The sequence below is a fragment of the Pseudoalteromonas maricaloris genome, from assembly GCF_024746855.1.
Lineage (GTDB): Bacteria > Pseudomonadota > Gammaproteobacteria > Enterobacterales > Alteromonadaceae > Pseudoalteromonas > Pseudoalteromonas maricaloris.
Genome location: NZ_CP024625.1, coordinates 2,053,788 through 2,079,055, shown reverse-complemented (window position 1 = coordinate 2,079,055; position 25,268 = coordinate 2,053,788). Strand labels below are relative to the sequence as shown.

The window sequence follows — 25,268 nt, the reverse complement described above, 5'->3', positions numbered from 1 at the left end:
CATTTGATTACAAGTTTTCTTTGAACAGCTTGTATATACGACGGTATTCATCCAACCAACTTGATGGCTGTCTAAAGCCATGGGGCTCAACTGGATAAATCGCCGTTTCAAAGTCTTCCTTTTCTAGCTCAATCAGGCGTTGCACCAAGCGCACAACATCTTGGAAAAACACGTTGTCATCAACCATAGGTGCATTGATCAGAAGCTTGTTTTTCAAACCTTCAGCATGATAGATAGGCGAACTGCGTTTGTATGCAATTGGGTCTACATCTGGGCGATTAAGGATATTTGAGGTATACGGGTCGTTGTAATAGGCCCAATCGGTGACTGGACGTAAAGCAGCGCCTGCTTGGAATAGATCGGGCTGAGTAAATAGCGCCATAAATGTCATAAAGCCGCCGTAAGAACCACCATAAGTACCTACAGCGCCACGATCAACATTAGCGTTGTTCACCATCCACTCGACACCGTCTGCCAAATCTTCGATTTCTGGTTTACCCATATGACGATAGATTGCCGTTCTCCAATCTCGGCCATAGCCCTTAGAGCCGCGATAGTCCATATCCATAACGACATAGCCTTCGCTCGCGAGGAGTGAATGGAACATAAACTCTCTAAAGTAGTTAGACCAACCCATATGAGAGTTCTGCAAATAACCCGCACCATGGTTAAAGATCACAGCCTTACGATTCTTACCCGTTTCGCCTTCTTGATAATCTGCTGGGTAATATACTTTTGCGTAGACAGGCTCACCTTGATGGCTTGAAGGAACCGCGACAATCTTAGGTGCAATTAGCTTCTTATTTAAAAACGCATCAGAGACTGTATTAGTGAGTCGTGACACCGCTGCTTTTGGCGCTACATCCGCCACATAAAGTTCTGGAGGCATCATGATTTTTGAGTGAGTTAACAACAGCTTTTGCTCATCTGGGCTTAGCTGGTAATCAGTCAGGCCATCTAAATCCGTTAACTGCTCATCTTCACCGCTTGCTAAATTGACGCGATAAATTTCGTATAAACCTGGGTGATCTTTATTGGCTTTGTAATAAACAAATTGACTATCTTGGGTTAAGGTTGGTTCAGAAACCACAAACTTCCCTGAAGTCATTGCTTTTGCTTTGCCGTTAAGCGGCTTAACATAAAGCTGGCTATATCCAGTTTGCTCTGAAAGATAGTACAAAGCATCTTGGTTGTTTAACCAGCCAAAATCATTGTAGGTGTAATTGATCCATGCTTCATCGTGTAGGCGGTGCTGAGAAACGAATTGTTGTTTATCAAAATCAACAGTTACTAACCATCTGTCTTTATTATCCCAAGCACCAAGCATCACTGCGACTTGAGAACCGTCACTATTCCATTGGATAGCGGATTGACTCCAGCCCCATGTGTCGATCAAGTTGATATCACGAGGTGCTTTTTCACTCTTATATGATTCACCTTTTGCCTTAGCATTTTCGCGTTTCACCTCGGCTAGTACATCTTCATCAAAGCCAGGCAAAGTATCGTAGCTCAGCGTGACTTGCTCTGATTTTGCTAAATCAATGAAAATCACATCAGAACTCATTGGTTTTGTGTCTGCAACGCGGCGGCGAGCTTTTACCGGATCAATGTCACCGTTTTGACTCACGTAGTTAGGCATGATGTCAGAGTCTGAACGGCTTGGTTTATCGTCTGTTATCACGGCGATTAACTTGTCACCAGAAGGTGCTAGGCTAACAGAGATAAGCGTTTTTCCTTTACCTAGATAAAACTGATTATCTTGGATGCTTGCGTTATTCGCTTCTATCTCTTGATTTCTTACTTCTCGATCTTTGCTGTTTTTGTGCGTTAGCGCAACGAATTGAATTAGTTCGTGTTGCTGCTCTGCGATATATCCATTTGGCTCTTTCACCCCTTCAGGCTTATCCGCTAAATGTAACTTTACCAGCTCTTTCGTTAAGCCAGTGACTAAATCGAACGCAAATAGCGCATTGCCTGAACGGTAAGCTAATCGGTTATCACTTAAGAATTGCGGTGCATACTCATAGTTCGAAGAATGAGTAACTTGTGTCAAAGCGCCAGACTTCAGGTTTTTAATGAATATGTTGCCTTTAAATTCATAAGATTGTAGCGTTCGACCTTTATTATAAATCGCGTTTGCAGCACCAACTGCATGCAAATCTGACAGCGAAACCGCTTCGCTTGTTTGTGCGCTACTGACTTTAAATAGATCTCTTAACTCTGAGCCAGCTTGCTTACGCTTATAGAAAACGGTTTTGCTATCAGCTCCCCAGTATGCGCCTTCTGGTTGTCTTCCCAACCAATCAGGATGCGCCATTGCTTGTTTTAAGGTGATCTGCTCACCACCGAAATCAACGGGAGTAGCAACAACTTGTGGGACTGGTGAATTGGCTTCAACTTGTTGTGGTTTTGGGCTGACTTCAGTGGTCTGACAACCAGAAAGGAATAAACCTGAAGCGACTGCCATCGAGATAAGAGAGAGTTTCGACATGTGACTTTCTTATAATAATTAAATTTGCTTAATTTAAGCAGAAAGCCAGCGGAATATCGACAGATTTAAGATTAAAAGCACGATGCGTGGGACAAAAAAAGGCCAGCATAGGGATGCTGGCCAAATACTCTCTGCGCTCACATAGTCGTTGATGGACAACGAGTATGAAATGAGGCCTATCCGCGCCTCACAATAGTAGACCGCACTATCAGAAAAGAGTTCCAAAAATAACAGTAAAAAAATTAAATTTTTTATATCTACCCTGAGCTCTGTTATAAAGAATGAGTTAACTCAATAGTTATCATAAGCTTAGGTTTTTAGTTAACAATGGACCTTTTCCACTAAAAACAGTAGTACTAATTTAAAATTAATTGCTGAGCGGTTTCCATAACCCCAGGGTAGTCTGCTTCAGGCAAGATGTCAGCAAGCTCTGCCAGTGCTTCACCTAACTTATGCAGTGAGTCAGCTGACACGTTGATATGCCCCATTTTTCTGCCCGGTTTCGCATCTTTGCCATACCAGTGACTGGTTGCCCCTGAGACAGCAAGAACTTGCGATGGAATGTGACTTTGCCCTAACACATTAATCATCGCGGTTGGGCGAAGCAGCTTAGTATCACCAATCGGCAAACCGGCAACGGCACGAATATGGTTTTCAAACTGGCTTACATGGGCCCCTTGTTGAGACCAATGTCCTGAGTTATGTACCCTTGGCGCTATTTCATTAACCAATAACTGACCTTCAACATCGAAAAACTCAATAGCAAGTACACCAACATAATCGAGTGCATTCGCAAGTTTCGCAAATGCGTCTTCCGCTTGCGCTTGAATATTTGTTTTCTCTTTACCAGCAATTGATAGGGTCAGTACACCATTGGTATGCTGGTTTTCAGTCAACGGATAAATTTTACATTCGCCATTTTTAGCACGCACACCAATAATCGACACCTCACGGTCAAACGGTATCATTTTTTCAGCAACGATAGAGTGAGGCTGTGCTTCAGTGCCTGCTTGCAAAAACTCGGACATTTCGGCCCAAATACTATCTATTTCAGACTCTGATTTAACTCGCCATTGCCCTTTCCCATCATAGCCTGCCTGACAGGTTTTAACGACCAAAGGCATGCCTAACTCATCAATCGCTGTGAGGAAATGCGCCTTATCCGTAATAATTTTAAAAGGAGCACAAGGCACAGATGTTTTATCTAGCAGCGCTTTTTCTTTCGCGCGATCACCACCTGTGGCTATTGCTTCTGCGCCAGGGTAGAACTTACCGCTTTGTTCGCAAAGCGCTAAAACATCATGTGGAATATGTTCAAATTCGGCAGTGATGGCATCAGCATTGTCAATGGCTTGCTGTAATGACTCTGGTGTGGTTGCAAAGGTAACGGGGTTTATTACCGTTTGGCTACCAACATTATAAGCCAACACTTTTATATCAAGATGAGTTGACGATAGGCTCATCATACGGGCTAACTGTCCCGCCCCTAAAACAAGAATATTCATGTTATTTCGCAGGATCTGGATTAGCTAGTACCGTTTCTGTTTGTTCTTTTCTGAACGCTTCTACTTTTGCAAAAATTTCTGGCTGCTGACAGCCTAAAATTTGAGCAGCTAGCAAACCTGCGTTTGCAGCACCAGCGTCGCCAATCGCTAACGTACCTACCGCAACACCTTTAGGCATTTGGCAAATTGATAGCAATGAGTCCACGCCATTAAGCGTTTTTGATTTTACTGGAACGCCAAGTACAGGCAGACTTGTGAATGCTGCCGCCATACCCGGTAGGTGTGCAGCACCCCCAGCACCGGCAATGATAACTTTGATCCCACGTTCTGCCGCTGTCGAAGCATAATCCGCTAAAAGCTGTGGAGTACGGTGAGCTGAAACTACTTTAGTTTCATAATCAATACCAAATTTATCTAACATTTCAGCTGCATGTTGCATTGTAGGCCAGTCTGATTTTGAGCCCATAATGATGCCAACGGTCATAATAATTCCTCGACTAATTTTGAACGATACAGGGCTAAGGTCCTTCACACCTTAGCTGCGGGCATTATACCTGAGTTCGTCTTTAATGCGAAGAATCAACTTATTGCAATTATCACGCGATGGCACCCTGAGTTATTTAGACACCACCAATTCTTCAATACTTAATGCTTTCGCACGCTTAAAGTGAGAGAAAAACGTTTTAGGACCCATAATTAAGCATAACACCGCCAGACCACCTGGGATCAGCACCATTTTTAAAGCTGGACCAAGAATATAGCTGTAAAAAAAGATAAAAGGGATGAACAGAATGTATCCGATGAATAAGCTCAAATATTGCATAACAACTCCTATTGAAATTTAATGAGCACGCTCAATTATAATAATGAGCGCGCTCATTATTTGCAAACTTTATCTCTTAAATAATCTGGAATTGTGCTACACTCTCTTCGCAAATAAAAAGGTAACCATATGAAAAAAAGAGAAATTACGTACAATAAAATTCTCAGTGCTAGTTGGCAACTTTTTCAAGACAATGGTTTTGAAAACACCACTACTCGGCAAATTGCCCAAGCAGCAAACGTGGCAACGGGAACGGTTTTCTCTCACTTCCCTACTAAGCTCGACATGCTCAAAGTCGCAATGCATAACCAAATAGATGAACTAATTAATGAAGCGAAAACAACAGATGAGCAGCATAGTGCCAGCTTAAAGCTACGCCACTATGCAAAGTATTTATTTGCTTTTTATCTTAGCAATAGAGATTTCAGTAAAGAGCTGCTTTGTGGGATTATTTGGCATAGCGAATTCTTTACTGGACAACTCAATTTGTTCAAACACTTGTTATTCAGTGAGCAGGAATACAATGAGTTGAAAGCAACCGTTATGATGGATTGCTACTTTATGACCTTATTAGAAGGGTTAAGCAATGAGCATAGCTCTGTTGACCAGATGCTGCATTCCCTATCTCAGAAGCTGAAATTGGTTAGTCAATAATTTGTATGATGTGTTCTTTTTGAATATTCATGCGAATTTACTTGTGCTTTTGAACTTCTGACCATATAAAGCATCTAGGACTAGTGTAATAAGCAAGTGCTTGGGAAAAGTTACTTAGTTCCTTATTTTTGTCTAACGAGGTCAAAATGAAACGCGTCATCTTATTCCTTATCACTAACTTAGCAGTGATGCTTGTGTTAGGAATTGTGTTATCTGTCTTAATGTCTGTGTTTGGTATTTCTAGCCGAAGCTATACAGGCATTATGGTTATTGCTGCCGTATTTGGATTCGGTGGTTCTTTTATCTCTCTTTACATGTCTAAGTGGATCGCAAAAAAATCCACAGGGGCCCATATTATTGAGCAACCACGAAACGAAACTGAACATTGGTTAGTTTCTACTGTCGCAGAGCAAGCTAAAAAAGCAGGAATTGCAATGCCAGAAGTTGCGATTTACGACAGCCCTGAAATGAATGCGTTTGCAACCGGGCCGAGTAAAAATAACAGCTTAGTTGCTGTAAGTACTGGCCTACTCCACAATATGGATCAAGACCAAGCAGAGGCAGTGCTTGCGCACGAAGTGTCGCACGTTGCAAATGGCGACATGGTTACGCTTACCTTGATCCAAGGTGTTGTAAATACCTTTGTTATATTCTTCGCTAAAGTATTGGCGGGGATTGTTGATAACTTCTTGAATGGCGATGAAGAAGAATCAGGTGGAAGCTGGACATATTTTATCTTTGATATGATATTCCAGATCCTCTTTGGTATTTTGGCGTCTGTTGTTGTCGCTTACTTTAGTCGTAAACGAGAATTTGCAGCTGATAAAGGTGCAGCGGATTTAGTCGGTGCGCAAAAAATGCGTTCAGCACTAGAGCGTTTGAAGCACAACCATGAATCACAATTAGAAGGCTCAATGATGGCTTTTGGTATTGCTTCAGGTAAGTCTATTGCAGACTTCTTTGCTTCTCACCCGCCACTTGATGAAAGAATTCGAGCACTTTCGTAACTCTTTTCACATTCATACTTGGGCAACGATTAAGTTGCCCTTTTTTATAGCTCAATTTTATACAGATTATTTCCAACAGCGCTAAACCCTAAACGCTTGAGTAGGTTTAATGAACGGTGATTATCAGCCGATACATGCGCCAAAATCACATTGAGTTTAAACTCAATCTGGCTTTTGTTTGCAAATAGACAATGTAAAGCTTCGAACATCACGCCTTTACCCCAATAATCAGGTAGTAATTCATAGCCAATATGTAGGCCCTCAATATCAGCGTCTTCGTGATAGAAACCAATACACCCAATCACCGCTTTAGTGCTTTTACACACGAGGCAAAAGCGTCCACCTATACCTTCATATTGACGCTCAATATCCATTTGGATCATGCATTTAAGGTCTACTTCAGTGAGGTTGTCGCCGTAATCGTTATACGCTTTTACCTGCGGTAAATTAAGTAGCGCTAATAACTGCGGATTATCTTTGTGCCTTATGGGCCTGATGACTAGCCTTGGTGTTTCAAATTCCATAAAATGCTCAGGTCTAAGTATCTGGTGCAATGGTAGCACTGATTGCAGCAAATACACCTTCAATATTATAAGCGATTGTATTGCTTTATAATTTAGCATTTTTGGAGAATGAATATGAGTCAAGAGTTTACCGTTATCCCCCCAACGACAAAGGTTTACTGCCCAGAGAGAGGTGAAGGCTGGACGTTAACGGGCATTACAGGGATCGATGAAAACGCATCAGTGATGTTCTCTGGCGTACGCTATACCATCTCAGCAAAAGAAATCGTTGAGTCATTATTACCAAACTTTAAAAATAGGCAAGAATCAAATAATTAATACTTTTTGATTATTTTACTGTTGTAAAAGTGTAAATTATGATCAATTATAGCGCTAGATTGCAAAGTCAATAATGGAAGCGCCCGCCTTAAAGGATTAAGTCATCGCATTGAGTTGGACTTAATTGCGAAGACATTGCTTTGTGTTGTTTTAAGTTACAGGACGTAAACTTTTTAGGGTTCCTGCTATGTTAAAAGCATCACTCACAACACTTGGTTTAATCTCAACATTACTTTCCACATACACCTATGCAGATAGTTGCCCAGGTCAGGTTTTTGGTATTAACGCTGGCCGCGGCGATATTGGTATTTTGTTTGGCCTAGATGAAGGTGCAGGACAAGCCAGCGCCAATAGTTTAGCTGCCTTTAGTTCGGCAGCACTCGCCTATGATACTAGCAGTGCACGTTGGTACTATGCATCCGCACCAAGGCCAATCGACTATAAAGTTGATACCAGTCATCTAAACTTACCAGCTGACGCAGATATTCCCATTGAAGGTAAAAAACATCGCTATATTCAACTAGCATATTTTGATGGAACCTCTCATACCATTGTCGGTAGAACGGCTTATTTGGTGGGATTGGCATATGACAGCACAAACGATAGACTCATTGGAACGAGTTACGATTCTATTTACAGCATAGATAAAAACACAGGCGACGCGACTAAGCTCTCGGATCTCCCCTCATTGGCGGGAAAATACCGCGGCGATCTTGAGTTTTATAATGGTCGCTTAATCCTAGTCACTAGTGCAGCCGTTTACCAAGTTAATACCAACGACTTTTCTGTGACTAAATTATCTGATCACGACTTAACTGCCGTTACAGGGGCAAGCCTTAATAGTAACGGAGAGCTTATTATCAGTCGCGTTATCATTAATGACGCCGGACACACCAACAAAAGCGCGATTTATAAGCTAAACCCTGATACAGGAAGCACCTGTTATATCAATACATTACCAATACGAGTAAATGACCTCGCATATAACCCAAATGGTAGCGGTACATGCTATACCGTTTCTGGTTGCGGCGGCACACCAACCCCTCCTTCGCCACCGTCTTTTACGTTAACGAGTATTGAAAACACGGTTTATGAAGGAAGTACCCTTAGCTATCAAATTACCTTAAGTAAAGCCTTCGAGCAGGACGTCAGCTTTTCAGTAGCGGTCAATGATGTGACAACGCAATCAAATGACTACGTAGCACCATCTACTTCATTGGTAATTCCTGCTGGCAGCACAACTGCTACCATTCAAATAGCAACAATAGACGATACTGAGTACACTGGCGATCGGGAACTCTCTTTGAGCGTAACAGGCGTGAACAATACCTCAGGCAATGAAACCCTATCGGGAAACATACTCGACAATGAAACCGCATGTGTGCCTGACAACTACACGCGGATCAATTACGCGTTCGTCAGAGAAGACTCATTATTCAATAACGACTGGGGTATCAAAGTAAATGGCCAGTATATTAAATTGCTTGATGAATACGGAAGTGCCGGAAACTATGACATCCTTCAAGGACAATCCTTTACCTATGTGCTCGCAATTGATGGTAACAGCAATACACTATCAACCAAGTACCAAGTCTCAGGTACCAACCAACGTTGGGAAGATCAAAACGATAATGATTACAATGACTTTGAGGTCAGTGTGACAACACAAACCATTCAAAAAGGTTGTAATTAACAGACTCAAAGCGGCTTACTACTTTTAGAAGCCGCTTAGTTCAGGTTATTTAATATTAACTGGTACCTGATTTTAGCTCAAACAACTCTAGTAACGCTGAGCGAAGCTGTAGCTTTGGTGTGCCCTCACTGTAGGGCGCTGCTGCAAGCAGCGGACAGTCTAGACGAAGCTTTAAACTTTCAAGGTTTTCTTCAAATACAGCCATTTCAGGGTCAATCTGGTTTGCAATCCACCCAACCAAATTCAGTCCTTTTTGCTTGATAGATTCTGCCGTTAAAAACGCATGATTCAAACAACCTAGCTTCATGCCAACCACTAAAATAACGGGAAGTTGTTCTCTGACGACCCAATCATAAAGATATTCGTTGTCGTTAATGGGCAATGCCCAGCCACCTGCACCTTCACATAGCATATACTCTGCGCCCAGTTGCTGAATTTCACTAAAGCGCTCGTGTAGCTTATCGACTGTGATGTCAACATTTACCTGTTTGGCTGCAATATGCGGCGCAATTGGCGGTGCAAAACAAAATGGGTTAACTTGCTCGTAAGTACCGTGCACCGTCGCAGCTTCCATTAAACTGATAGCATCAACGTTCACTAGTTCACCAAATGCCTCTTCAGCATCTGCCGCAATCGGCTTAAAGCCAAAAGCCTTTTTGCCGTGTTTGGCTAACAGTTTTAGTAATAAAGTAGAAATATAGGTTTTACCTACTTCAGTGTCGGTCCCAGTTACAAAATATGCTTGATTCATTTCCTTAACTCCAAAAATCCGACTTGATAACTGACATCAAAACCATTTTTACTCTCAGGGTAGCTGCTCAGCAGCTGAGCGTAGGCTGATTTGCCTAACAAACCTTGTCGGCGAGAAGCGGTTTTTACATCGTTGGCACCGATATTTTTTACCGAGCGTAACGCCTTTAACGGCGTGTCATAACTATCAATCAATAACGCTTCATCCGCCCAAGTCACAGCAAACCCGGCCTGTAGCGCAAAGGATTTAAATGCAGACAGCGAATAAAATGAATTGATATGGCCACACTGATCGATGGCTCGCCATGCGATATCGATTTCGTTTAACGAGCCGTCTAGCACTGAGCTTAGCAACACTCGTCCTTCTTTTTTTAGTACTTCATACAATTGCGCAAACAACGCTTGCGGGGAATTAGACCACTGAATTGCAAAATTACTAAAGACTAAGTCGATACAATTTGACTGAATAGCGAGCTTATCCATATCACAGCAAACACTATTTTTCGTATTTTCAGCGCTTGCCAACATCGCCAAGCTAAGATCCGCTCCAACATAATGATTCGTGAAGGCGTTTAATCTATGAAAGTTTTCATGTGGCCCGCATCCTAAATCGAGCAACCTAGGAAACATACGCACAGCACCAAGCTCGCTATTTTGCTGTGTCAAACGTGAAAAAAGTATATCTGCAGCCTGTTTCTGCACGTTAGCGTGTTGAGAGTATGATTGCGCGGCTTTTGAAAAGCACTTTGCTGTTTGCGTCTTCTGTGCTTTGCTCATGCTCCCTCCACTAACGCCGAAACCAATTTGTCTATATCTTCGTGACTGTGCTGTGCCGTTATTGTTATTCGCAATCTTGCGGTATTTTGCGGTACCGTTGGTGGCCTAATAGCCCCAACCCAAAGTCCCTTTTCCTTAAGCTTATGTTGCGCCGCTAATACATTTTCACTGCTACCATACACCAGAGGCTGTATAGCCGTATCACTTGGAATGGGAGATAAGTTGGTTTGAGCAACTAACGACTTAAAATAGTCGATATTTACTTGTAATTTGTGTCTCGCTTCAGATGCAACAAGCAATTTATTTAGTTGGCATAATGCAACGCTCGCCATAATAGGCGACAACGCCGTTGTATAGATAAACTCACGATTAAATTGCATCATGTAATTTATCACATCATGACTCGCTAATACCACAGCTCCTTGACAGCCCATCGCTTTGCCAAAGGTGATCACCAAAATTTCAGGTTTAATGCCGCTTTCAATCGTGCCAAGTCCTTGCGCTCCCACAACGCCAAACGCATGAGCATCGTCGACCATGAGCCACGCAGAATGAGACTTAGCCAGCACACTGATTTCAGGTACTGGCGCTTGGTCTCCATCCATAGAAAACACCCCTTCAGTGACGATGAGTTTACTGTCGGCTTTGGTTTTTTCTAATCGAGACCTTAAGTGCGTCAAATCATTATGATTAAAGCGAACAAACTTAGCGCTGCCAGCTAAACCACCGTCTAACAGGCTGGCGTGGTTGAGCTTATCTTGGAACACCGCAGCGCTTAATTGCTTTTCTTGGGGCGTGAACAATGTTTTTAACACACTGGTATTAGCAGCAAAACCGCTTGGAAATAACAGTGCTGCATCATAACCCAAAACGCTGCAAAGCTTATCTTCTAGCTGACGGTGAATATCAAGATAACCCGTAACAAGCGCCGAACTTCGGCTTCCCGCTTCAGTGCATGCGAGAGCGTTAAATTCCAACGAGTCTGCAAGTCCCAGGTAGTCATTGCTGGCAAAGTTAATATATTGCTGATCAGCAATTTTTATTCTACTTGCAGAGGCCTTTTCAACCACAATGCGCTTTCTTAGCAATCCTTCAGCTTGACGGGCTGCTAAGGCAGATTGAATATACTCAAACGACATTGATTAGTTGGCTTCGTAAAATAGCTCTGATGTCGCTTTGTCTGCAATTGCAGAGCTTAACGATGCCTCATAGGCCTCATCCGAATAATCTTCACGTTTTTCAGGGTTCATCCCAAGTTTTCTAATGAGATTCATATCGGCGTCTGCTTCTGGGTTTTCCGTGGTCAATAGCTTATCACCATAGAAGATTGAGTTAGCGCCAGCGAAGAAACACATAGACTGCATCTGTTCATTCATCGCCGTTCTACCTGCAGATAAACGCACGTAACTGTGTGGCATCATGATACGCGCAACCGCGATAGTACGGATAAATTCAAAGTGATCGAGGTCATCAACATTTTCAAGCGGCGTGCCTTTAACTTTTACAAGCATGTTAATCGGTACACTTTCTGGTTGTTTTGGCAGGTTTGCTAATTGGATCAGCAAGCCATAACGATCAGATGCCTGCTCTCCCATTCCTACAATACCACCAGAGCACACTTTCATTCCTGCATCTCTGACGTGATCAAGGGTATCGAGTCTGTCTTGATAAGTTCTTGTCGTGATAATTTGCTCGTAGTATTCAGGTGAGGTGTCCAAATTATGGTTGTAATAATCAAGGCCCGCTTCTCTTAGCGTGTGCGCTTTTTGATTATCCAGCTTACCCAAAGTCATGCAGGTTTCGAGGCCTAGCTCTTTAACTTCTTTCACCATTTTGGCGATATAAGGCATATCTCTGTCTTTTGGATCAGACCAAGCGGCGCCCATACAAAAACGTGTCGCGCCCTTTTCTTTCGCCAACTTAGCTTGAGTTACAACCTTTTCCACTTCCATCAAACGCTCACGTTCAAGATCCGTTTTGTAATGACCTGACTGTGGGCAGTATTTGCAATCTTCAGGACAGGCACCCGTTTTGATAGACAGCAAAGTGGAGATTTGAACTTCATTGGGATTGAAGTTTTTGCGATGAATACTTGCTGCATAAAAAAGTAAGTCGTTAAAAGGCATGGTGAACAGTGTTTTTACTTCTTCATGTGTCCAATCGTGTCTTAGCGCGCCTAATTCCATATTTTCATTCTCTTTTTATTCTTGCCTAAATTTACAACACAAGTATTTTCTAGTGATTAAATTTAGCGCAGTCAAACTGACGGTGATTGGCTTAGTCTACTTCTTAGCTTAGTATTGTCAACGTTACATGCGCCCACAAGGTTTACAAATGAGCAATAAACACACAATTGATATTGAATTTGATCGCAAGCATATATGGCACCCCTATACATCAATGATTGACCCTCTGCCCGTCTATCCAGCCGCAAGAACATTCGAGAACAAAATTGAGCTTGAAACTGGCGAAACTCTCATTGACGGTATGGCATCCTGGTGGAGTGCTGTGCATGGTTATGGTCATCCAGAAATAATCACGGCGATAAAAAATCAAGCAGACACGATGAGCCATGTCATGTTTGGGGGGCTAACTCATCAGCCTGCCGTGGAGTTATGCAAACTACTTGTGGAGCTAACCCCAGCCCCACTTAATCGAGTATTCCTAGCGGACGGCGGCTCAGTCAGTGTTGAAGTTGCAATCAAAATGGCGATTCAATATTGGTTGAGTAAAGGCAAAAAGAATAAAACCCAAATAATGACAGCCAAAAAAGGTTATCACGGAGATACATTTGCGGCGATGAGCGTTTGCGACCCTGTGAATTCGATGCATGCCATGTACCAAGGCTTTTTACCTAAGCAAGTGTTTGTCGAAGCCCCTAGAAGTGAGTTTTACGGCAGCCAAAGTCAAGATGAACTTAACGCGTTAGAAACCGCATTTGCTGCTCATCATGAAAAGGTCGCGGCATTTATCATCGAACCAATAGTGCAAAATGCGGGCGGCATGAACTTCTACCACCCGGAATATCTCAAGGCGCTTCGAGCGTTATGTGATAAGTATGAGGTGTTACTAATTTTAGATGAAATTGCGACTGGGTTTGGCCGTACAGGTAAAATGTTTGCCTGTGAACACGCAGATATCGCACCGGACATTATGTGTGTTGGCAAAGCGCTTACAGGCGGAAACATGACGCTCGCGGCCACTTTGACAACAGAAGAGGTGGCTTTGGGTATTAGCCAAGGCGAAGCGAAAGTGTTAATGCACGGACCAACTTTTATGGGAAATCCGCTGGCGTGTGCTGCCGCTGTAGCTAGTCTCACTATCTTAAAGCGCCAAGAAACAATGGCCAATATTGAACGAGTCGCGAGCGCGCTTAACGCACTCAAACGCTGTCTTAATCTAAGTGCAGTCACAGATGTTAGAGTCCTTGGAGCGATTGGCGTGGTGGAAGTAGAAAGGGTTGTTGATGTTGCAAAAATCCAAAAATTCTTCATTCAACAAGGTGTATGGATAAGACCTTTTGGCAAGCTAATTTATATTATGCCGCCGTATATCACCTCAAATGAAGACATTGAAACACTTATTGACGCGATTTACGCTGCCATTGAAGGCGAACACTTCTAAAACACATTAAATTTGGAATTAGGTCTATTTCATGACCTAATTTCGATAATGTAACCTAAAACGATGGCGCATAATCAGCAAAATTGCGTTATTTCGAACTTTCCTCGCTTTGTACCTGAAATAACATCAATGGCATGTTACCATGGTCGTTTTTATTATTAGCAAGTGAGAAAAGAGACATATTATCTATGCAGCAAACCGTCAAATTGCAGCCAGCTGAAGCTTATCAGCCCCCTCGTTTTACTGTTTACCAACACCGCCAAATCGATAAGATAGAGCAACTGGATAAACTGCCTGAACATCTTCGCTTTCAAATGAAAGTCGTCGCCAATGTATTCCCTTTTCGCGTTAATAACTTTGTGATTGAAGAGCTCATCGATTGGGATAAAGTGCCTAACGACCCCGTTTTTCAATTAACTTTCCCACAGCGTGGCATGCTGGATGACGAGTCATACGAGCAAATGGCCGACTTGTTAAGTCGCGAACATACACCAGAAGAAGTGTTTAACCTCGCAACCAAAATTCGTCAAAAGTTAAACCCGCACCCTGCGGGTCAAATGGAAAAAAATGTTCCTGAGTATGAAGGTGAACGCGTAGACGGGATCCAACACAAATATAAAGAAACAGTGTTGTTTTTCCCGTCTCAAGGACAATACTGCCACTCATATTGCACTTTCTGCTTCCGCTGGGCGCAGTTTGTTGGCAAAGCTACCCGATTTAACAATAACGACGCCGAGCTGCTCCACAATTACCTAGCCGAACACACTGAAGTGACCGATCTATTGATGACTGGTGGCGATCCTATGGTAATGCGCACCGTTAAATTGCGTAAATACCTGGAGGCGCTAAAAGAGCCAAGGTTTGACCATATTCGTACCATCAGGATCGGCACTAAATCTCTCACTTTTTGGCCGTTTAGATACGTCACCGATCCAGATGCGCAAGAGTTGTTAGCCTTACTAAAAGAGCTGGTTGATGCCGGAAAGCATGTGTCAATCATGGCGCACGTTAACCACAAACAAGAACTGCGTACTGAAGTCACACGTGAAGCGATTAAACTTATCCGCAAAACTGGCGCACAGATCAGAACACAAGCACCACTTTTAAATAATATAAACGTAGACGCTGATATGTGGGCTGACATGTGGAAAGAGCAAACGCAGCTTGGCATGATCCCCTACTACATGTTTATCGAGCGAGATACCGGCGCTAAGCGTTACTTTGAAATCCCGTTACACAAAACGTGGGAAACATTCCGTGAAGCCTATAAGCAAGTCTCCGGTGTGAGCCGTACAGTTAGAGGCCCTTCAATGAGTGCGGGTCCTGGTAAAGTTGAAGTATCTGGCGTAACCGAAGTCGCAGGCGAAAAGGTGTTTGTGCTGCGCTTTATTCAAGCACGAAATCCAGACTGGGTGCAGCGTCCGTTCTTTGCCAAGTTCGACGAAAATGCCCACTGGCTGGATGACTTAAAACCTGCATTTGGGGAAGAAAAATTCTTCTGGCAGGACGAGTACGACGCCATGTAAATGTAAAAATATCAAAAAAGCCAGCAAATTGCTGGCTTTTATTTTATCTGGCGCATTTAATGGATGAGGGCTGGGCTAACTCATTGCTTATAAAATCACAGTAAATTATTTCCTTATCTAGCCAGATAGTTTTAGGTCATCGGCTGTGTCAGGCGAATTTCGCATAAAAATTTTCTAAGGGCTAGCACTTTGGTAATGGGGTCGCTTATGCCGCGTAGTTAGTTCCTGTTAACCAATTTGTTATGCATTTTTTAGAGTTGCCACATTATCTCATTTCTTAGCTTTTGAACGACCTCAACCTTGGGGCCTGCAACCACTGCGTAAACAAAGGTCTTACCTTCTACCCGAGTACATTTTATAGCGGCTCTATTATTTGAATAATTCCCATACACAAACTCCCCGTGGGAGCTTTTGACAACCCCGACGAATCCAAGTGATGACAATATTTCTATACTTTTATCCGCGCATTTAGATTCACTTATATCCAGTAATTTATGGTCAGACCAAATTTGTGGTGGAAATTCCTTTTGTATGGTCACTACTTCGCTAATACTAGGCTCTTGGTCAATACTTCTTGGTTGATTAATAGCACAACCTGAAACGATCATTAAGATCGAACTGAAGATAATCCATTTCATATTTACTGACACTCCGTTCATGCATAACGCCTTAATAAACAGCGGGAAATAGCAGACTAAACTAAGCGAAGAATAAGCGCAAGCCTGCTGCTTTGCGTCCACTGTTTAATTAGTTTGTATGGAGTACAACTTAATTCATTAATAGTCGTGGGTGTCTTTATTTTCCTCCTATTTTTTCTCTGTGCTGAACGTAAGAAAAGCCCAAGAGTGACCTCTTGCCAATTAGTACTAATGTGTCGCCATCTTTGAACTTTCTCCATCTGCTTTTTTCTAACCCACAAACTTCTTCATTAGCGAAATAAGAGTATTCTTTGATCTTAATCCCATAACCACAAATTTTGGATGAAGTAGTTTTTCTAAATGTTACTTTGTGCTGAGCAGCTTTTGCTACAGTATAATGAATGCAAGCAGGTAAACCTTTTGCAATTGAAAAAATCGAAAAAAGTGGAACGAAGAGAATTAAAAAAAGAACGAAGATAACTCTCTGTTTTGTTTGTAGTGGAGGCATTTGGTGCGAATGTCTAGACCTGAATACGAAATATAAGCCCGAGCTGATAATGACAGCTGAAACAATACAACTCAATACGAGTAGTTTTATATAAACCTTCTCGTTAACTAAAAAATTTGCGTACATGCCGATAAAGGTAAATAAAAGATAAAAACCAAAAGAGGACAAAATCACTTTGTTTCTTAGCGGTGTTCCTTCTCTAAAAATCAATCCCATTTAAAACCTCCATATGTTAATTGGGAGCTAACTCCAAATTAAGTAGAACAAACCGCTAGCAAACCGCTGATTAGCAAACCGCTGACACCCACCACTAATTTGCACCTTCCGAATATACCGCCTAAGCTTTAATTCTGCACTCAAAGGATTGAGGAAAACAAACTATGGCTACAGCCCGTAAAAAGCAAATCAGTTTAACCGACACCAAATACTACCACTGTATCTCCCGTTGCGTAAGGCGCGCGTTTCTGTGTGGTGAAGATAAATTTACCGGAAAATCATACGAGCACCGTCGTGATTGGGTTGAAGAAAAGCTATTGATGTTGGGGTCTGTGTTTTGTATTGATGTCTGTGCTTATGCGGTGATGAGTAATCACACTCACATTGCTTTATATGTTGATGATAAAAAAGCTAAGCGCCTGTCGGATAAAGCGATTGTGATACGGTGGCACAAGTTGTTTAAAGGCAATTGGATAAGCCAAAAATTTACTGAAGGTGAGCCACTGAGTGAGTCGGAGCAATTGATACTAGATGAGCTGGTTGATAAGTACAGGGGAAGACTCGCAGATATTAGTTGGTTTATGCGGGTACTTAACGAAGACATCGCCCGCCGAGCAAATAAAGAAGATAATTGTACGGGCCGGTTTTGGGAAGGACGGTTTAAATCCCAAGCATTACTAGACGAGGCCGCATTGGCCGCTTGTCTCGCCTACATAGACCTAAACCCCATTAGAGCCAAAATCGCAGCAACGCCTGAAACCTCAGACTACACCAGCATCAAAAAGCGTATTGACCATGCAAAATTAGGTAAACAGCCAAAAAGCCTACTACGCTTTGCTGGCAGCCCACGAAAACATATGCCTAAAGGCCTGCCTTTTGAACTCAAATCCTATATTGAGTTAGTTGAACTCACAGGCCAGTGCATTCGAGCCGACAAGCGAGGCTATATCTGTGAGTCTCAACCCATTCTTACTCGATTAAATATCGAACCGGAGAACTGGATAAAACTCACTACGCAATTTTCTCGGGTATTTCATGGTGCTGTTGGTCGAGAGCGAACAATAACCGCTTACTGCGAAACACTTCAAAAACGACGGCGGACAAACCTAACAAACTGCGAGTGTTTGTTGGCTTAGCAAAACGCACATTCTCAACGCTAGAATTTCTTACTGTTGTATTTGCAGCGCGTTGTCGTGCGCGATAACTCGGTTTTGATGCAGAGATACGCATACCTGCCAAAGGTCACCCTATCTAAGAACGCTTTTTGTCCATATTCTTTAAGTGTTTCCACACGTTTTAATCTCACTTTGCCAGCTCAGATACAAATAACGGTGGGTGTCTTCAATTATACTTTTTGTACTACGCTTTATTCAAGCTCGAAACCCTGACTGGGTGCAGCGTCCGTTCTTTGCCAAGTTCGACGAAAATGCCCACTGGCTGGATGACTTAAAACCTGCATTTGGCGAAGAAAAATTCTTCTGGCAGGACGAGTACGACGCCATGTAAATGTAAAAATAAAATAAAAGCCAGCAAATTGCTGGCTTTTATTTTATCTGGCGCATTTAAATAACCTGAGGTTTAGATTAGAGGTGGGCTAACTCATTGCTTTTAATATTAAGTATAATTACTTCCTTATCTAGCCAGAGCGTTTTGCGGATAACAGGCTGCTAAAAGCTCTAATTTGAATAAGTCTTAATTATATCTATCAGGTTTAATTACTGGGACTTAATCAAATCTGACTGTCGCATAAAGGCCAAATTCGGCGGTTCAACAGCAACTTCATATATTAATCTAATTGCGATAACGGACACTCGACTGACTCGTATTTGGACAAAACGAGTTGGGAGAACGTCTGTATTAGGTTTATTTCGCATAAAGACTTCTATGGGCTAACGCCCTGTTAAGGTGTGAGCAACGCAATACTGAAGCCGCCGCATACCACCTTAAACACTTAAGCCAACGCATAGTGAAAATGCCACGCGTTGCGAATCACTCTTAAACAGTTTGTTAGGTGCGAGCCAAAAAATTCACCAGTTAAGTCCTAAAGTAGTTCCGTTGCTGTTGAGTTCCAGTGTCCCAAATTAGTAATTACCAGCCTATCATTAGTAACGGGATTAATTAGCTTAAAACTTTGAGCATCATAGTTGCCCTGTTTTATTTGAGACTCGATACTAGCGATTTGTGTTTCAAGGTTAACATCATTCTCTGACTCAACGTTTTCAAGCTCGACTTGATCTAGAGTAATGAGATAAGGGTCATTCGGTTTTTGCCAAAGCTCAAATACAGGATGGTCAAAATACTTTTTAACTTCATTGACGTCCCTTTGTAAAAGTATTTGAATGAAGACCCTTAAATATTGCAAGTATTCACACCCAAATGGATTATCTAAAGCGTATTTCTTAGCAAGTTCTTTTGAATAAGTTAAGTATGCTCCACCGTGTTGAAAGTTGTAGACTTGATTTCGTTCTTGAATAACCAGAGGTTCCAGCAGTTTCCGGTGCTTTAACCAGTTTTCATCCGTCCACCCCTGCCTCTCAGCAAGGTCAAATAAGTCTTGCATCAAAGATTTTGCGCCAATTTTCTCCAAATGGTCAACACCACCTAAACCATGCTCTTTGATCGAGTCAACAAAAGCACCTGTTGTCCCATGATAAAGCGGAATACTGAACTTACCATCTTTTATTATTGTCATTTTCACTACATCTCATTCTATTGAATAGCACCTAGCGCCCTGTTAAGGTGTGAGCAACGCAATACCGAATCTCCCGTATACCACCTTAACCACTAAGACCAACGCATCGTAAAAATGCCACGCGTTGCAAATCACTCTTGAACAGATTGTTAGTACTATTTACGCACAGAAAAGTCTTTCTTAAGCCATATCGATTTGCATCTCGGACATGACAAACCCTATAGTTTAGCTTTAAGTTAATTTTGCTTTTTACGTAATACCAAGCGACCATTTTCGAAACTAACTTCTTCATAGCCCAAAAATAGAGCAACAATAAAACCTATACCTAATGAAGCAGCCGTAATGATGGTAGCAATCTCAAGGCCAGTTAATGCAGCAACAGGTGCGACTGCAAAATGTGACAAACCTCCAGTAGCTGGTGCGGTTACCGTTGCAACCCCTAATGCAGCAGTTAAAGCAGCAAGCCCTACACCACTTAGCATTGCAACTTTCTTAGATCTTTTTAGTTTATTTGCTAGCTCTCCTTTAATGATAATTTCATGTACACCATCGTCTTTAGCTTTTTCTAATTCTGCTTTTGTTGTTACTGTAATTGAATCTGTCATTATATACTCCTTTAGTGCTAACGCCTCAAACACCGGCGCAGCTTTGCTGTGTCCGAGTGCTTTGACTTGTTATATTCTGGTTAAATAGGATTGTTGCTTTATGCTCATCAATTGGAACAATAACTCGATGCAATAAGATATGATCCTCATTAACAGATTGATCAATTAGTCTTTTAAATAGTAAAAGTGTTTCTTTCTGTAATGGATTTAGCTCAGAAGTAAAGGAAGTAGCCTCCTCAATAGAGGCATACTCTAAGAAATCAAAATAGAGACGAATAAATCCAGATACAACGTCTGATATTTGGACTAAGTAGTTATCTTCTTCTTTTGACTCTACAAAAGAAAACGATAATCCATTCAATTCAGAATCGAAATTTTTTCCGTGATTTAATTTCTTTTCAACTTCAAACTCATTATCAAGAATATGCGACGAGTTAGGAAACATTTTCAGTCTACTCATATAGAAGAATGAGAAGTCTTCTATAAGAATATCTTTTTCAAAATCAAATACTAATTCAAAATTTACTTTATCCTTAAAAAGTTTAATGCACTTATAAATCAAAAATCCCAGATGATTTAACATTTTCACATCTAGGTCACTTTCATCTTCAGAAAATCTTAAAGCGATATTTCTCATTACAAGATCACTGAGTCTCTCGAGAAACTTTAATGACTCATGCTTTTCAATGTTTGGATAGTTAAACTGACTCATTAGTGACAAGAAGTTTTCCTTATCTATCTTTATGAGTCTGTATAAACAGTCTTTGTAGATAAACTGATTCGCATAGTCCTGTGGATCATTTGTGCAAAGAACTAAATCTTCAATAATATCTAAAAACGACCAATAGACTGTATTGATCATTTCATAGTGAATAAGGATTTTCTTTGTGAGAAGGCATTGAAAAAGACTCTTGAACTTTTTGCTACCAAGAGCATATTTGAAAGCTTCAATTGGAGTATATTTAGCCCGTATTTTTACCATTTGAGCTAGCTTTAACTCAGTAACACCTTGTTGTATATATAATTGTTTCTTTAATTCAGAAAAATCTATGCTTTCGCTTTCTTCGTTGAAGGCAATTCCTGCGAGTACAAAAATAGGAGATGACTCTTGGTTAGGATCATTGTCAATATTGTATTCATCACCATCAAGAAGCAACTTCCTAATATTGTTGGACTCATCGTAATATAAAGAATATTTATTCTTACTAAACTCTACTTCCATTTCCCTAGATTCCGATTATTTGCACTGAAGAATATAACATTTTATTCGTGCGCATGCGCGTTTACCTCGTTGGACCAGTGAAAACGCGCACAGTTAACTATCAATATGCAAAGAACTTATCAGCATTCTTCTAAATATACCATCTAGAAAAATGCGCATGCGCGTTTCCCAAACCTATTATCTCAAATCGAAAATAAATAACCTCTTGATAAAAATAATATTTTTAATTTATTCATGCGTAAACGCGCAAAAATTTTTTCATTATTTCCCTTGATATCCGAGAACTTTAGATAACACTGTGTATATATACAGTAATGTGTAATAAGGAGTTATCATGAGTCTAAAAAGCCCATTTCTGAAAGGTCTTCAGGAAGAAATGCGTATGCGTGGTTACAGCATTAGAACAGAAAAAACCTACCTATATTGGATTAAGGCATTCATTAATTTTCACCACAAGCGTCACCCTGAGACAATGGGAACGGAAGAGGTTACACAATTTTTAACCTTCCTTGCCAACCAACGAAATGTGGCTATCAACACACAAAAAATTGCACTTAACGCGTTGGCCTATTTGTATCAGAAGCATTTGCACCATGAGCTTGGGGATTTAGGTTTTTACTATGCCACTAAACAAAGACATTTACCTACAGTGTTATCCCCATCAGAAATCTCACTAATACTAAATGAACTTGATGGCCGCGATAGACTAATAATAGAACTACTCTATGGTAGCGGACTAAGAGTTTCAGAATGCCTCAGGTTACGTATCCAAGATATTGATATTGATAGAGCTTCGCTGACCGTTAGAGACGGAAAAGGGCATAAAGATAGGCAAACCATCCTCAGCAATAGATGCTCAAAAAAGCTCACTACCTATATTGAAATGGCTATTAAGATTCAACAGGATGACAACCTTCACGGGATAGGTCCATCTTTGCCAAATGCAGTAGAACGCAAGTATCCCAACGCGTTTAGGCAGCATGGGTGGATGTTTATTTTCCCTTCCAGCACTACTTGTATCAATCCTTATACAGGAACACTTTGCAGGCACCATTTACATCAAAGTGTTATTCGTAAAGCGCTCGGGAATGCCGTGCGTAATATTCAAATAAATAAACGCGTCACCTGCCATACGTTTAGGCATAGCTTCGCAACCCATTTGCTTCAAGCTGGTCGTGATATAAGCAGTGTTCAAGAATTACTGGGCCACAATGACGTTAGTACCACACAAATCTATAGACATGTACTTGGCCAACATTTTGCAGGTACAACTAGCCCGTTAGACACAATATAAATGTCAGAGCCCTTTCGAAACTCAGTAGCATTACTAAAATTGGGTCAACTGAAGCTAAAAAAGTTGGTTGCACATTCCACTGCTGAATCGAAATGGAGCAGGAATGAGTTGACTAAACGGCCGCTATGTAGAATGAAGCTAACATTGACGACCGTCTTTTGTTTGCTCGAAGGCGAATTCTAAACCCGCTCTTTTTAACTGTAAGATCGGATATGATACTACCCTGTTTAACATACACGCGCGTTGTTAGGGTTACTCTATCCTAGGCTTGATCACCATTCGAAAAGGTGGGCCATTTTTGAAATTGTTTTCAAACCAATGCCATGGCTATTACGTTTGGCATATAAGTGCTGTAGGGATTTATCTTTGATTTCGCCGACAATGACTTCTTTCACTTGATAACCCATTGCCACAGCAGCTGACGCATAAGCAACAAACTCCCATTTCTTGATATTAGTGTTATCAACAACGACCAAAGGGATACCTTCAGCTAAGGCATTAATAAACCGAGCTAAGTTTAAGTTGTGATATTCTGAAAGGCGTTGTTTTTCAAAATGATACTCGCCGTTTTCATTAAGAAAATAATCATCGGTTGAACAGATAAAATACTGTGTTTCATCGCCGGAGACGAGATCGTCGGCTAGCGTTTGCGCATAATGCGATTTTCCAGAGCCAGGTAGACCCCTCAAAATAAAAACTTGTTTCATCGAGTTTTGAACGTCACTGTTAGTATTAATAAAGCTATTTTTATCATCGAACATTCATAATGCCACAGTCCGACTGTTTTTTCATGGCTTTTACTCATTCTTTTCAGCCCAGTTTTTTGCATTTCAGTGTTTTTTTATTTGTCCATCGCAGGTAAGATACGGCTTACATGACGATAAGACACTCTGTCTTTTAATTTACAAATAAAAAATAAATCATTTGGAGTAAAGATGAGCCACACAGCGATAACGGAGCTACTAGCAGGCACCGTTGCGGTTGACAGCCAAGTAACAGTAAAGGGCTGGATCCGTACACGACGTGATTCAAAAGCAGGTATTTCATTTCTAGCCGTTCATGACGGTTCTTGTTTTGACCCTATTCAAGCCGTAGTCCCTAATTCGCTGAATAATTATGACGAAGTGACTCGTCTTACTGCTGGGTGTTCAGTAGCGGTGACTGGTGTGCTTGTACAATCACAAGGTCAAGGTCAATCTTTTGAGATCCAAGCGAACAGTGTTGAGGTATTAGGCTGGGTTGAGAATCCAGATTCATACCCAATGGCTGCAAAACGCCACAGTATTGAATACTTACGCGAACATGCGCACCTTCGCCCTCGCACTAATGTTATGGGCGCGGTTACGCGTGTACGTAACTGTCTTGCACAAGCTATTCACCGTTTCTATCATGAGCGTGGCTACCAGTGGATCAGCACGCCTATCATTACCGCAAGTGACTGTGAAGGCGCAGGCGAGATGTTCCGTGTATCTACACTTGATATGAACAACCTACCACGCACAGACAAAGGCGATGTAGACTATTCAGAAGACTTTTTTGGTAAAGAAGCATTCTTGACCGTATCGGGTCAGCTTAACGGTGAAACATACGCGAGTGCCCTTTCAAAAATCTATACTTTTGGTCCAACATTCCGTGCTGAAAACTCAAACACTTCTCGTCACTTGGCAGAGTTTTGGATGGTTGAGCCTGAAGTTGCATTCGCCGACCTTAACGACATCGCAGCGCTTGCAGAAGACATGTTGAAGTATGTATTTAAAGCAGTACTTGATGAACGTCGTGATGATATGGAGTTTTTCGCACAGCGCATCGAAAAAGATGCCATTACTCGCCTAGAATCATTCATCGATAAAGACTTTGCTCAGGTAGATTACACAGATGCTATCGAAATTCTAAAAGCATGTGATAAAGAGTTTGAATTCCCTGTTGAGTGGGGCGTCGACTTACAATCAGAACACGAACGTTACCTTGCTGAAGTACACTTTAACGCACCAGTAGTTATCAAAAACTACCCTCGTGATATCAAAGCATTCTACATGCGCCAAAACGAAGACGGTAAAACCGTTGCCGCTATGGACGTCGTTGCGCCTGGTATTGGTGAAATCATTGGTGGCTCACAGCGTGAAGAACGTTTAGATGTGCTAGATGCACGTCTTGAAGAGATGGGCTTAAACAAAGAAGATTACAGCTGGTACCGCGACCTACGTAAGTATGGAACAGTGCCTCACTCAGGCTTTGGTCTGGGCTTTGAGCGCTTGGTTGCTTATGTTACTGGTATGGGCAACGTACGTGACGTTATTGCCTTCCCTCGTACTAAAGGCAGTGCGACTTACTAAAACGTCACAAACTCAGCTTTGCTAAAAACGCTCCCTTTTATGGGAGCGTTTTGCATTGTGCGTTTAGA

Annotated in this window: 24 protein-coding genes and 1 pseudogene; 10 read left to right on the top strand and 15 right to left on the bottom strand. The window is 41.6% G+C overall.

Annotated elements, in window-relative coordinates:
- Window positions 1-7 precede the first annotated feature (7 nt).
- The 4 genes from CTT31_RS08960 to CTT31_RS08945 all read right to left on the bottom strand — a co-directional run bounded on the left by CTT31_RS08960 (window position 8) and on the right by CTT31_RS08945 (window position 4,819).
- A complete protein-coding gene (locus tag CTT31_RS08960; RefSeq protein WP_260491122.1) occupies window positions 8-2,491 on the bottom strand; it encodes a S9 family peptidase in 2,484 nt (827 codons plus the stop codon).
- A 356-nt stretch (window positions 2,492-2,847) separates the two neighbouring features.
- Window positions 2,848-3,996 (bottom strand): 5-(carboxyamino)imidazole ribonucleotide synthase, encoded by a 1,149-nt coding sequence (locus tag CTT31_RS08955; protein WP_260491121.1) that lies wholly within the window; start codon window positions 3,994-3,996, stop codon window positions 2,848-2,850.
- A 1-nt stretch (window position 3,997) separates the two neighbouring features.
- Window positions 3,998-4,480 (bottom strand): 5-(carboxyamino)imidazole ribonucleotide mutase, encoded by a 483-nt coding sequence (gene purE, locus CTT31_RS08950; protein ID WP_010372883.1) that lies wholly within the window; start codon window positions 4,478-4,480, stop codon window positions 3,998-4,000.
- A 132-nt stretch (window positions 4,481-4,612) separates the two neighbouring features.
- Entirely contained in the window at window positions 4,613-4,819 is a 207-nt protein-coding gene (locus CTT31_RS08945) for a hypothetical protein (protein ID WP_039495859.1), read from the bottom strand.
- A 129-nt stretch (window positions 4,820-4,948) separates the two neighbouring features.
- On the opposite strand from CTT31_RS08945, the gene CTT31_RS08940 reads away from it, so the two are divergent.
- The gene (locus CTT31_RS08940; protein ID WP_069022073.1) at window positions 4,949-5,473 is read left to right on the top strand and encodes a TetR/AcrR family transcriptional regulator; all 525 of its coding nucleotides are present in this window, start codon (window positions 4,949-4,951) and stop codon (window positions 5,471-5,473) included.
- Between the two features lie 146 nt (window positions 5,474-5,619).
- Window positions 5,620-6,480, top strand: coding sequence for a protease HtpX (gene htpX, locus CTT31_RS08935; RefSeq protein ID WP_260491120.1), 861 nt, complete (start codon window positions 5,620-5,622; stop codon window positions 6,478-6,480).
- Between the two features lie 44 nt (window positions 6,481-6,524).
- Here htpX and CTT31_RS08930 read toward each other — a convergent pair whose 3' ends face one another.
- Window positions 6,525-7,004, bottom strand: coding sequence for a GNAT family N-acetyltransferase (locus tag CTT31_RS08930; protein ID WP_260491119.1), 480 nt, complete (start codon window positions 7,002-7,004; stop codon window positions 6,525-6,527).
- A 114-nt stretch (window positions 7,005-7,118) separates the two neighbouring features.
- Here CTT31_RS08930 and CTT31_RS08925 point away from each other — a divergent pair, with 114 nt between their 5' ends.
- The gene (locus CTT31_RS08925) at window positions 7,119-7,322 is read left to right on the top strand and encodes a hypothetical protein (RefSeq protein WP_010604778.1); all 204 of its coding nucleotides are present in this window, start codon (window positions 7,119-7,121) and stop codon (window positions 7,320-7,322) included.
- Window positions 7,323-7,509: 187 nt separating this feature from the next.
- Entirely contained in the window at window positions 7,510-9,015 is a 1,506-nt protein-coding gene (locus tag CTT31_RS08920) for a hemolysin (protein ID WP_211857532.1), read from the top strand.
- Between the two features lie 55 nt (window positions 9,016-9,070).
- Here CTT31_RS08920 and bioD read toward each other — a convergent pair whose 3' ends face one another.
- The 4 genes from bioD to bioB are packed head-to-tail and all read right to left on the bottom strand — an operon-like array spanning window position 9,071 to window position 12,728.
- Window positions 9,071-9,766, bottom strand: a complete 696-nt coding sequence (gene bioD, locus CTT31_RS08915; protein WP_211857531.1) for a dethiobiotin synthase — start codon at window positions 9,764-9,766, stop codon at window positions 9,071-9,073.
- On the bottom strand, window positions 9,763-10,542 hold the full coding sequence (locus CTT31_RS08910; protein ID WP_260491118.1) for a methyltransferase domain-containing protein: 780 nt from the start codon (window positions 10,540-10,542) through the stop codon (window positions 9,763-9,765). Before CTT31_RS08910 ends, bioD begins: the two co-directional genes overlap by 4 nt.
- Window positions 10,539-11,681 carry an aminotransferase class I/II-fold pyridoxal phosphate-dependent enzyme gene (locus CTT31_RS08905; RefSeq protein WP_260491117.1) on the bottom strand — a complete coding sequence of 381 codons (1,143 nt, stop codon included), beginning with the start codon at window positions 11,679-11,681 and terminating at the stop codon, window positions 10,539-10,541. Before CTT31_RS08905 ends, CTT31_RS08910 begins: the two co-directional genes overlap by 4 nt.
- A gap of 3 nt (window positions 11,682-11,684) precedes the next feature.
- Window positions 11,685-12,728, bottom strand: a complete 1,044-nt coding sequence (bioB, locus tag CTT31_RS08900) for a biotin synthase BioB (RefSeq protein WP_010379433.1) — start codon at window positions 12,726-12,728, stop codon at window positions 11,685-11,687.
- A gap of 148 nt (window positions 12,729-12,876) precedes the next feature.
- Here bioB and bioA point away from each other — a divergent pair, with 148 nt between their 5' ends.
- Both bioA and CTT31_RS08890 read left to right on the top strand, forming a co-directional pair.
- Window positions 12,877-14,166, top strand: coding sequence for an adenosylmethionine--8-amino-7-oxononanoate transaminase (gene bioA / locus CTT31_RS08895; RefSeq protein WP_260491116.1), 1,290 nt, complete (start codon window positions 12,877-12,879; stop codon window positions 14,164-14,166).
- Window positions 14,167-14,354: 188 nt separating this feature from the next.
- Entirely contained in the window at window positions 14,355-15,692 is a 1,338-nt protein-coding gene (locus CTT31_RS08890) for a KamA family radical SAM protein (protein WP_128728134.1), read from the top strand.
- A 251-nt stretch (window positions 15,693-15,943) separates the two neighbouring features.
- Here the strand turns inward: CTT31_RS08890 and CTT31_RS08885 are convergent, their stop codons facing one another.
- Together CTT31_RS08885 and CTT31_RS08880 are read right to left on the bottom strand one after the other, a co-directional pair.
- Window positions 15,944-16,330, bottom strand: coding sequence for a hypothetical protein (locus CTT31_RS08885; protein ID WP_039496024.1), 387 nt, complete (start codon window positions 16,328-16,330; stop codon window positions 15,944-15,946).
- A gap of 157 nt (window positions 16,331-16,487) precedes the next feature.
- Entirely contained in the window at window positions 16,488-17,054 is a 567-nt protein-coding gene (locus CTT31_RS08880) for a hypothetical protein (RefSeq protein ID WP_039495849.1), read from the bottom strand.
- 164 nt (window positions 17,055-17,218) lie between these two features.
- Between CTT31_RS08880 and CTT31_RS08875 the strand changes: the two genes are divergently transcribed.
- Together CTT31_RS08875 and CTT31_RS08870 are read left to right on the top strand one after the other, a co-directional pair.
- Window positions 17,219-18,190 (top strand): transposase, encoded by a 972-nt coding sequence (locus CTT31_RS08875; protein ID WP_260491115.1) that lies wholly within the window; start codon window positions 17,219-17,221, stop codon window positions 18,188-18,190.
- A 214-nt stretch (window positions 18,191-18,404) separates the two neighbouring features.
- A pseudogene (locus CTT31_RS08870) lies at window positions 18,405-18,560 on the top strand (lysine 2,3-aminomutase); the annotation flags it as partial.
- 535 nt (window positions 18,561-19,095) lie between these two features.
- On the opposite strand, the gene CTT31_RS08860 reads toward CTT31_RS08870, so the two are convergent.
- The 3 genes from CTT31_RS08860 to CTT31_RS08845 all read right to left on the bottom strand — a co-directional run bounded on the left by CTT31_RS08860 (window position 19,096) and on the right by CTT31_RS08845 (window position 21,573).
- A complete protein-coding gene (locus CTT31_RS08860; protein ID WP_211857524.1) occupies window positions 19,096-19,752 on the bottom strand; it encodes a hypothetical protein in 657 nt (218 codons plus the stop codon).
- Between the two features lie 230 nt (window positions 19,753-19,982).
- Window positions 19,983-20,351 (bottom strand): hypothetical protein, encoded by a 369-nt coding sequence (locus CTT31_RS08850; RefSeq protein ID WP_211857522.1) that lies wholly within the window; start codon window positions 20,349-20,351, stop codon window positions 19,983-19,985.
- Between the two features lie 25 nt (window positions 20,352-20,376).
- Window positions 20,377-21,573 (bottom strand): DUF3800 domain-containing protein, encoded by a 1,197-nt coding sequence (locus tag CTT31_RS08845; protein WP_211857521.1) that lies wholly within the window; start codon window positions 21,571-21,573, stop codon window positions 20,377-20,379.
- Window positions 21,574-21,907: 334 nt separating this feature from the next.
- Here CTT31_RS08845 and CTT31_RS08840 point away from each other — a divergent pair, with 334 nt between their 5' ends.
- Complete coding sequence (locus tag CTT31_RS08840; protein WP_260492381.1) at window positions 21,908-22,867, top strand: integron integrase; 960 nt, start codon at window positions 21,908-21,910, stop codon at window positions 22,865-22,867.
- Between the two features lie 272 nt (window positions 22,868-23,139).
- Here the strand turns inward: CTT31_RS08840 and CTT31_RS08835 are convergent, their stop codons facing one another.
- Window positions 23,140-23,574, bottom strand: coding sequence for an AAA family ATPase (locus CTT31_RS08835; RefSeq protein ID WP_026000942.1), 435 nt, complete (start codon window positions 23,572-23,574; stop codon window positions 23,140-23,142).
- A 228-nt stretch (window positions 23,575-23,802) separates the two neighbouring features.
- On the opposite strand from CTT31_RS08835, the gene asnS reads away from it, so the two are divergent.
- The gene (asnS, locus tag CTT31_RS08830; protein ID WP_010379069.1) at window positions 23,803-25,200 is read left to right on the top strand and encodes an asparagine--tRNA ligase; all 1,398 of its coding nucleotides are present in this window, start codon (window positions 23,803-23,805) and stop codon (window positions 25,198-25,200) included.
- Window positions 25,201-25,268: the final 68 nt, after the last annotated feature.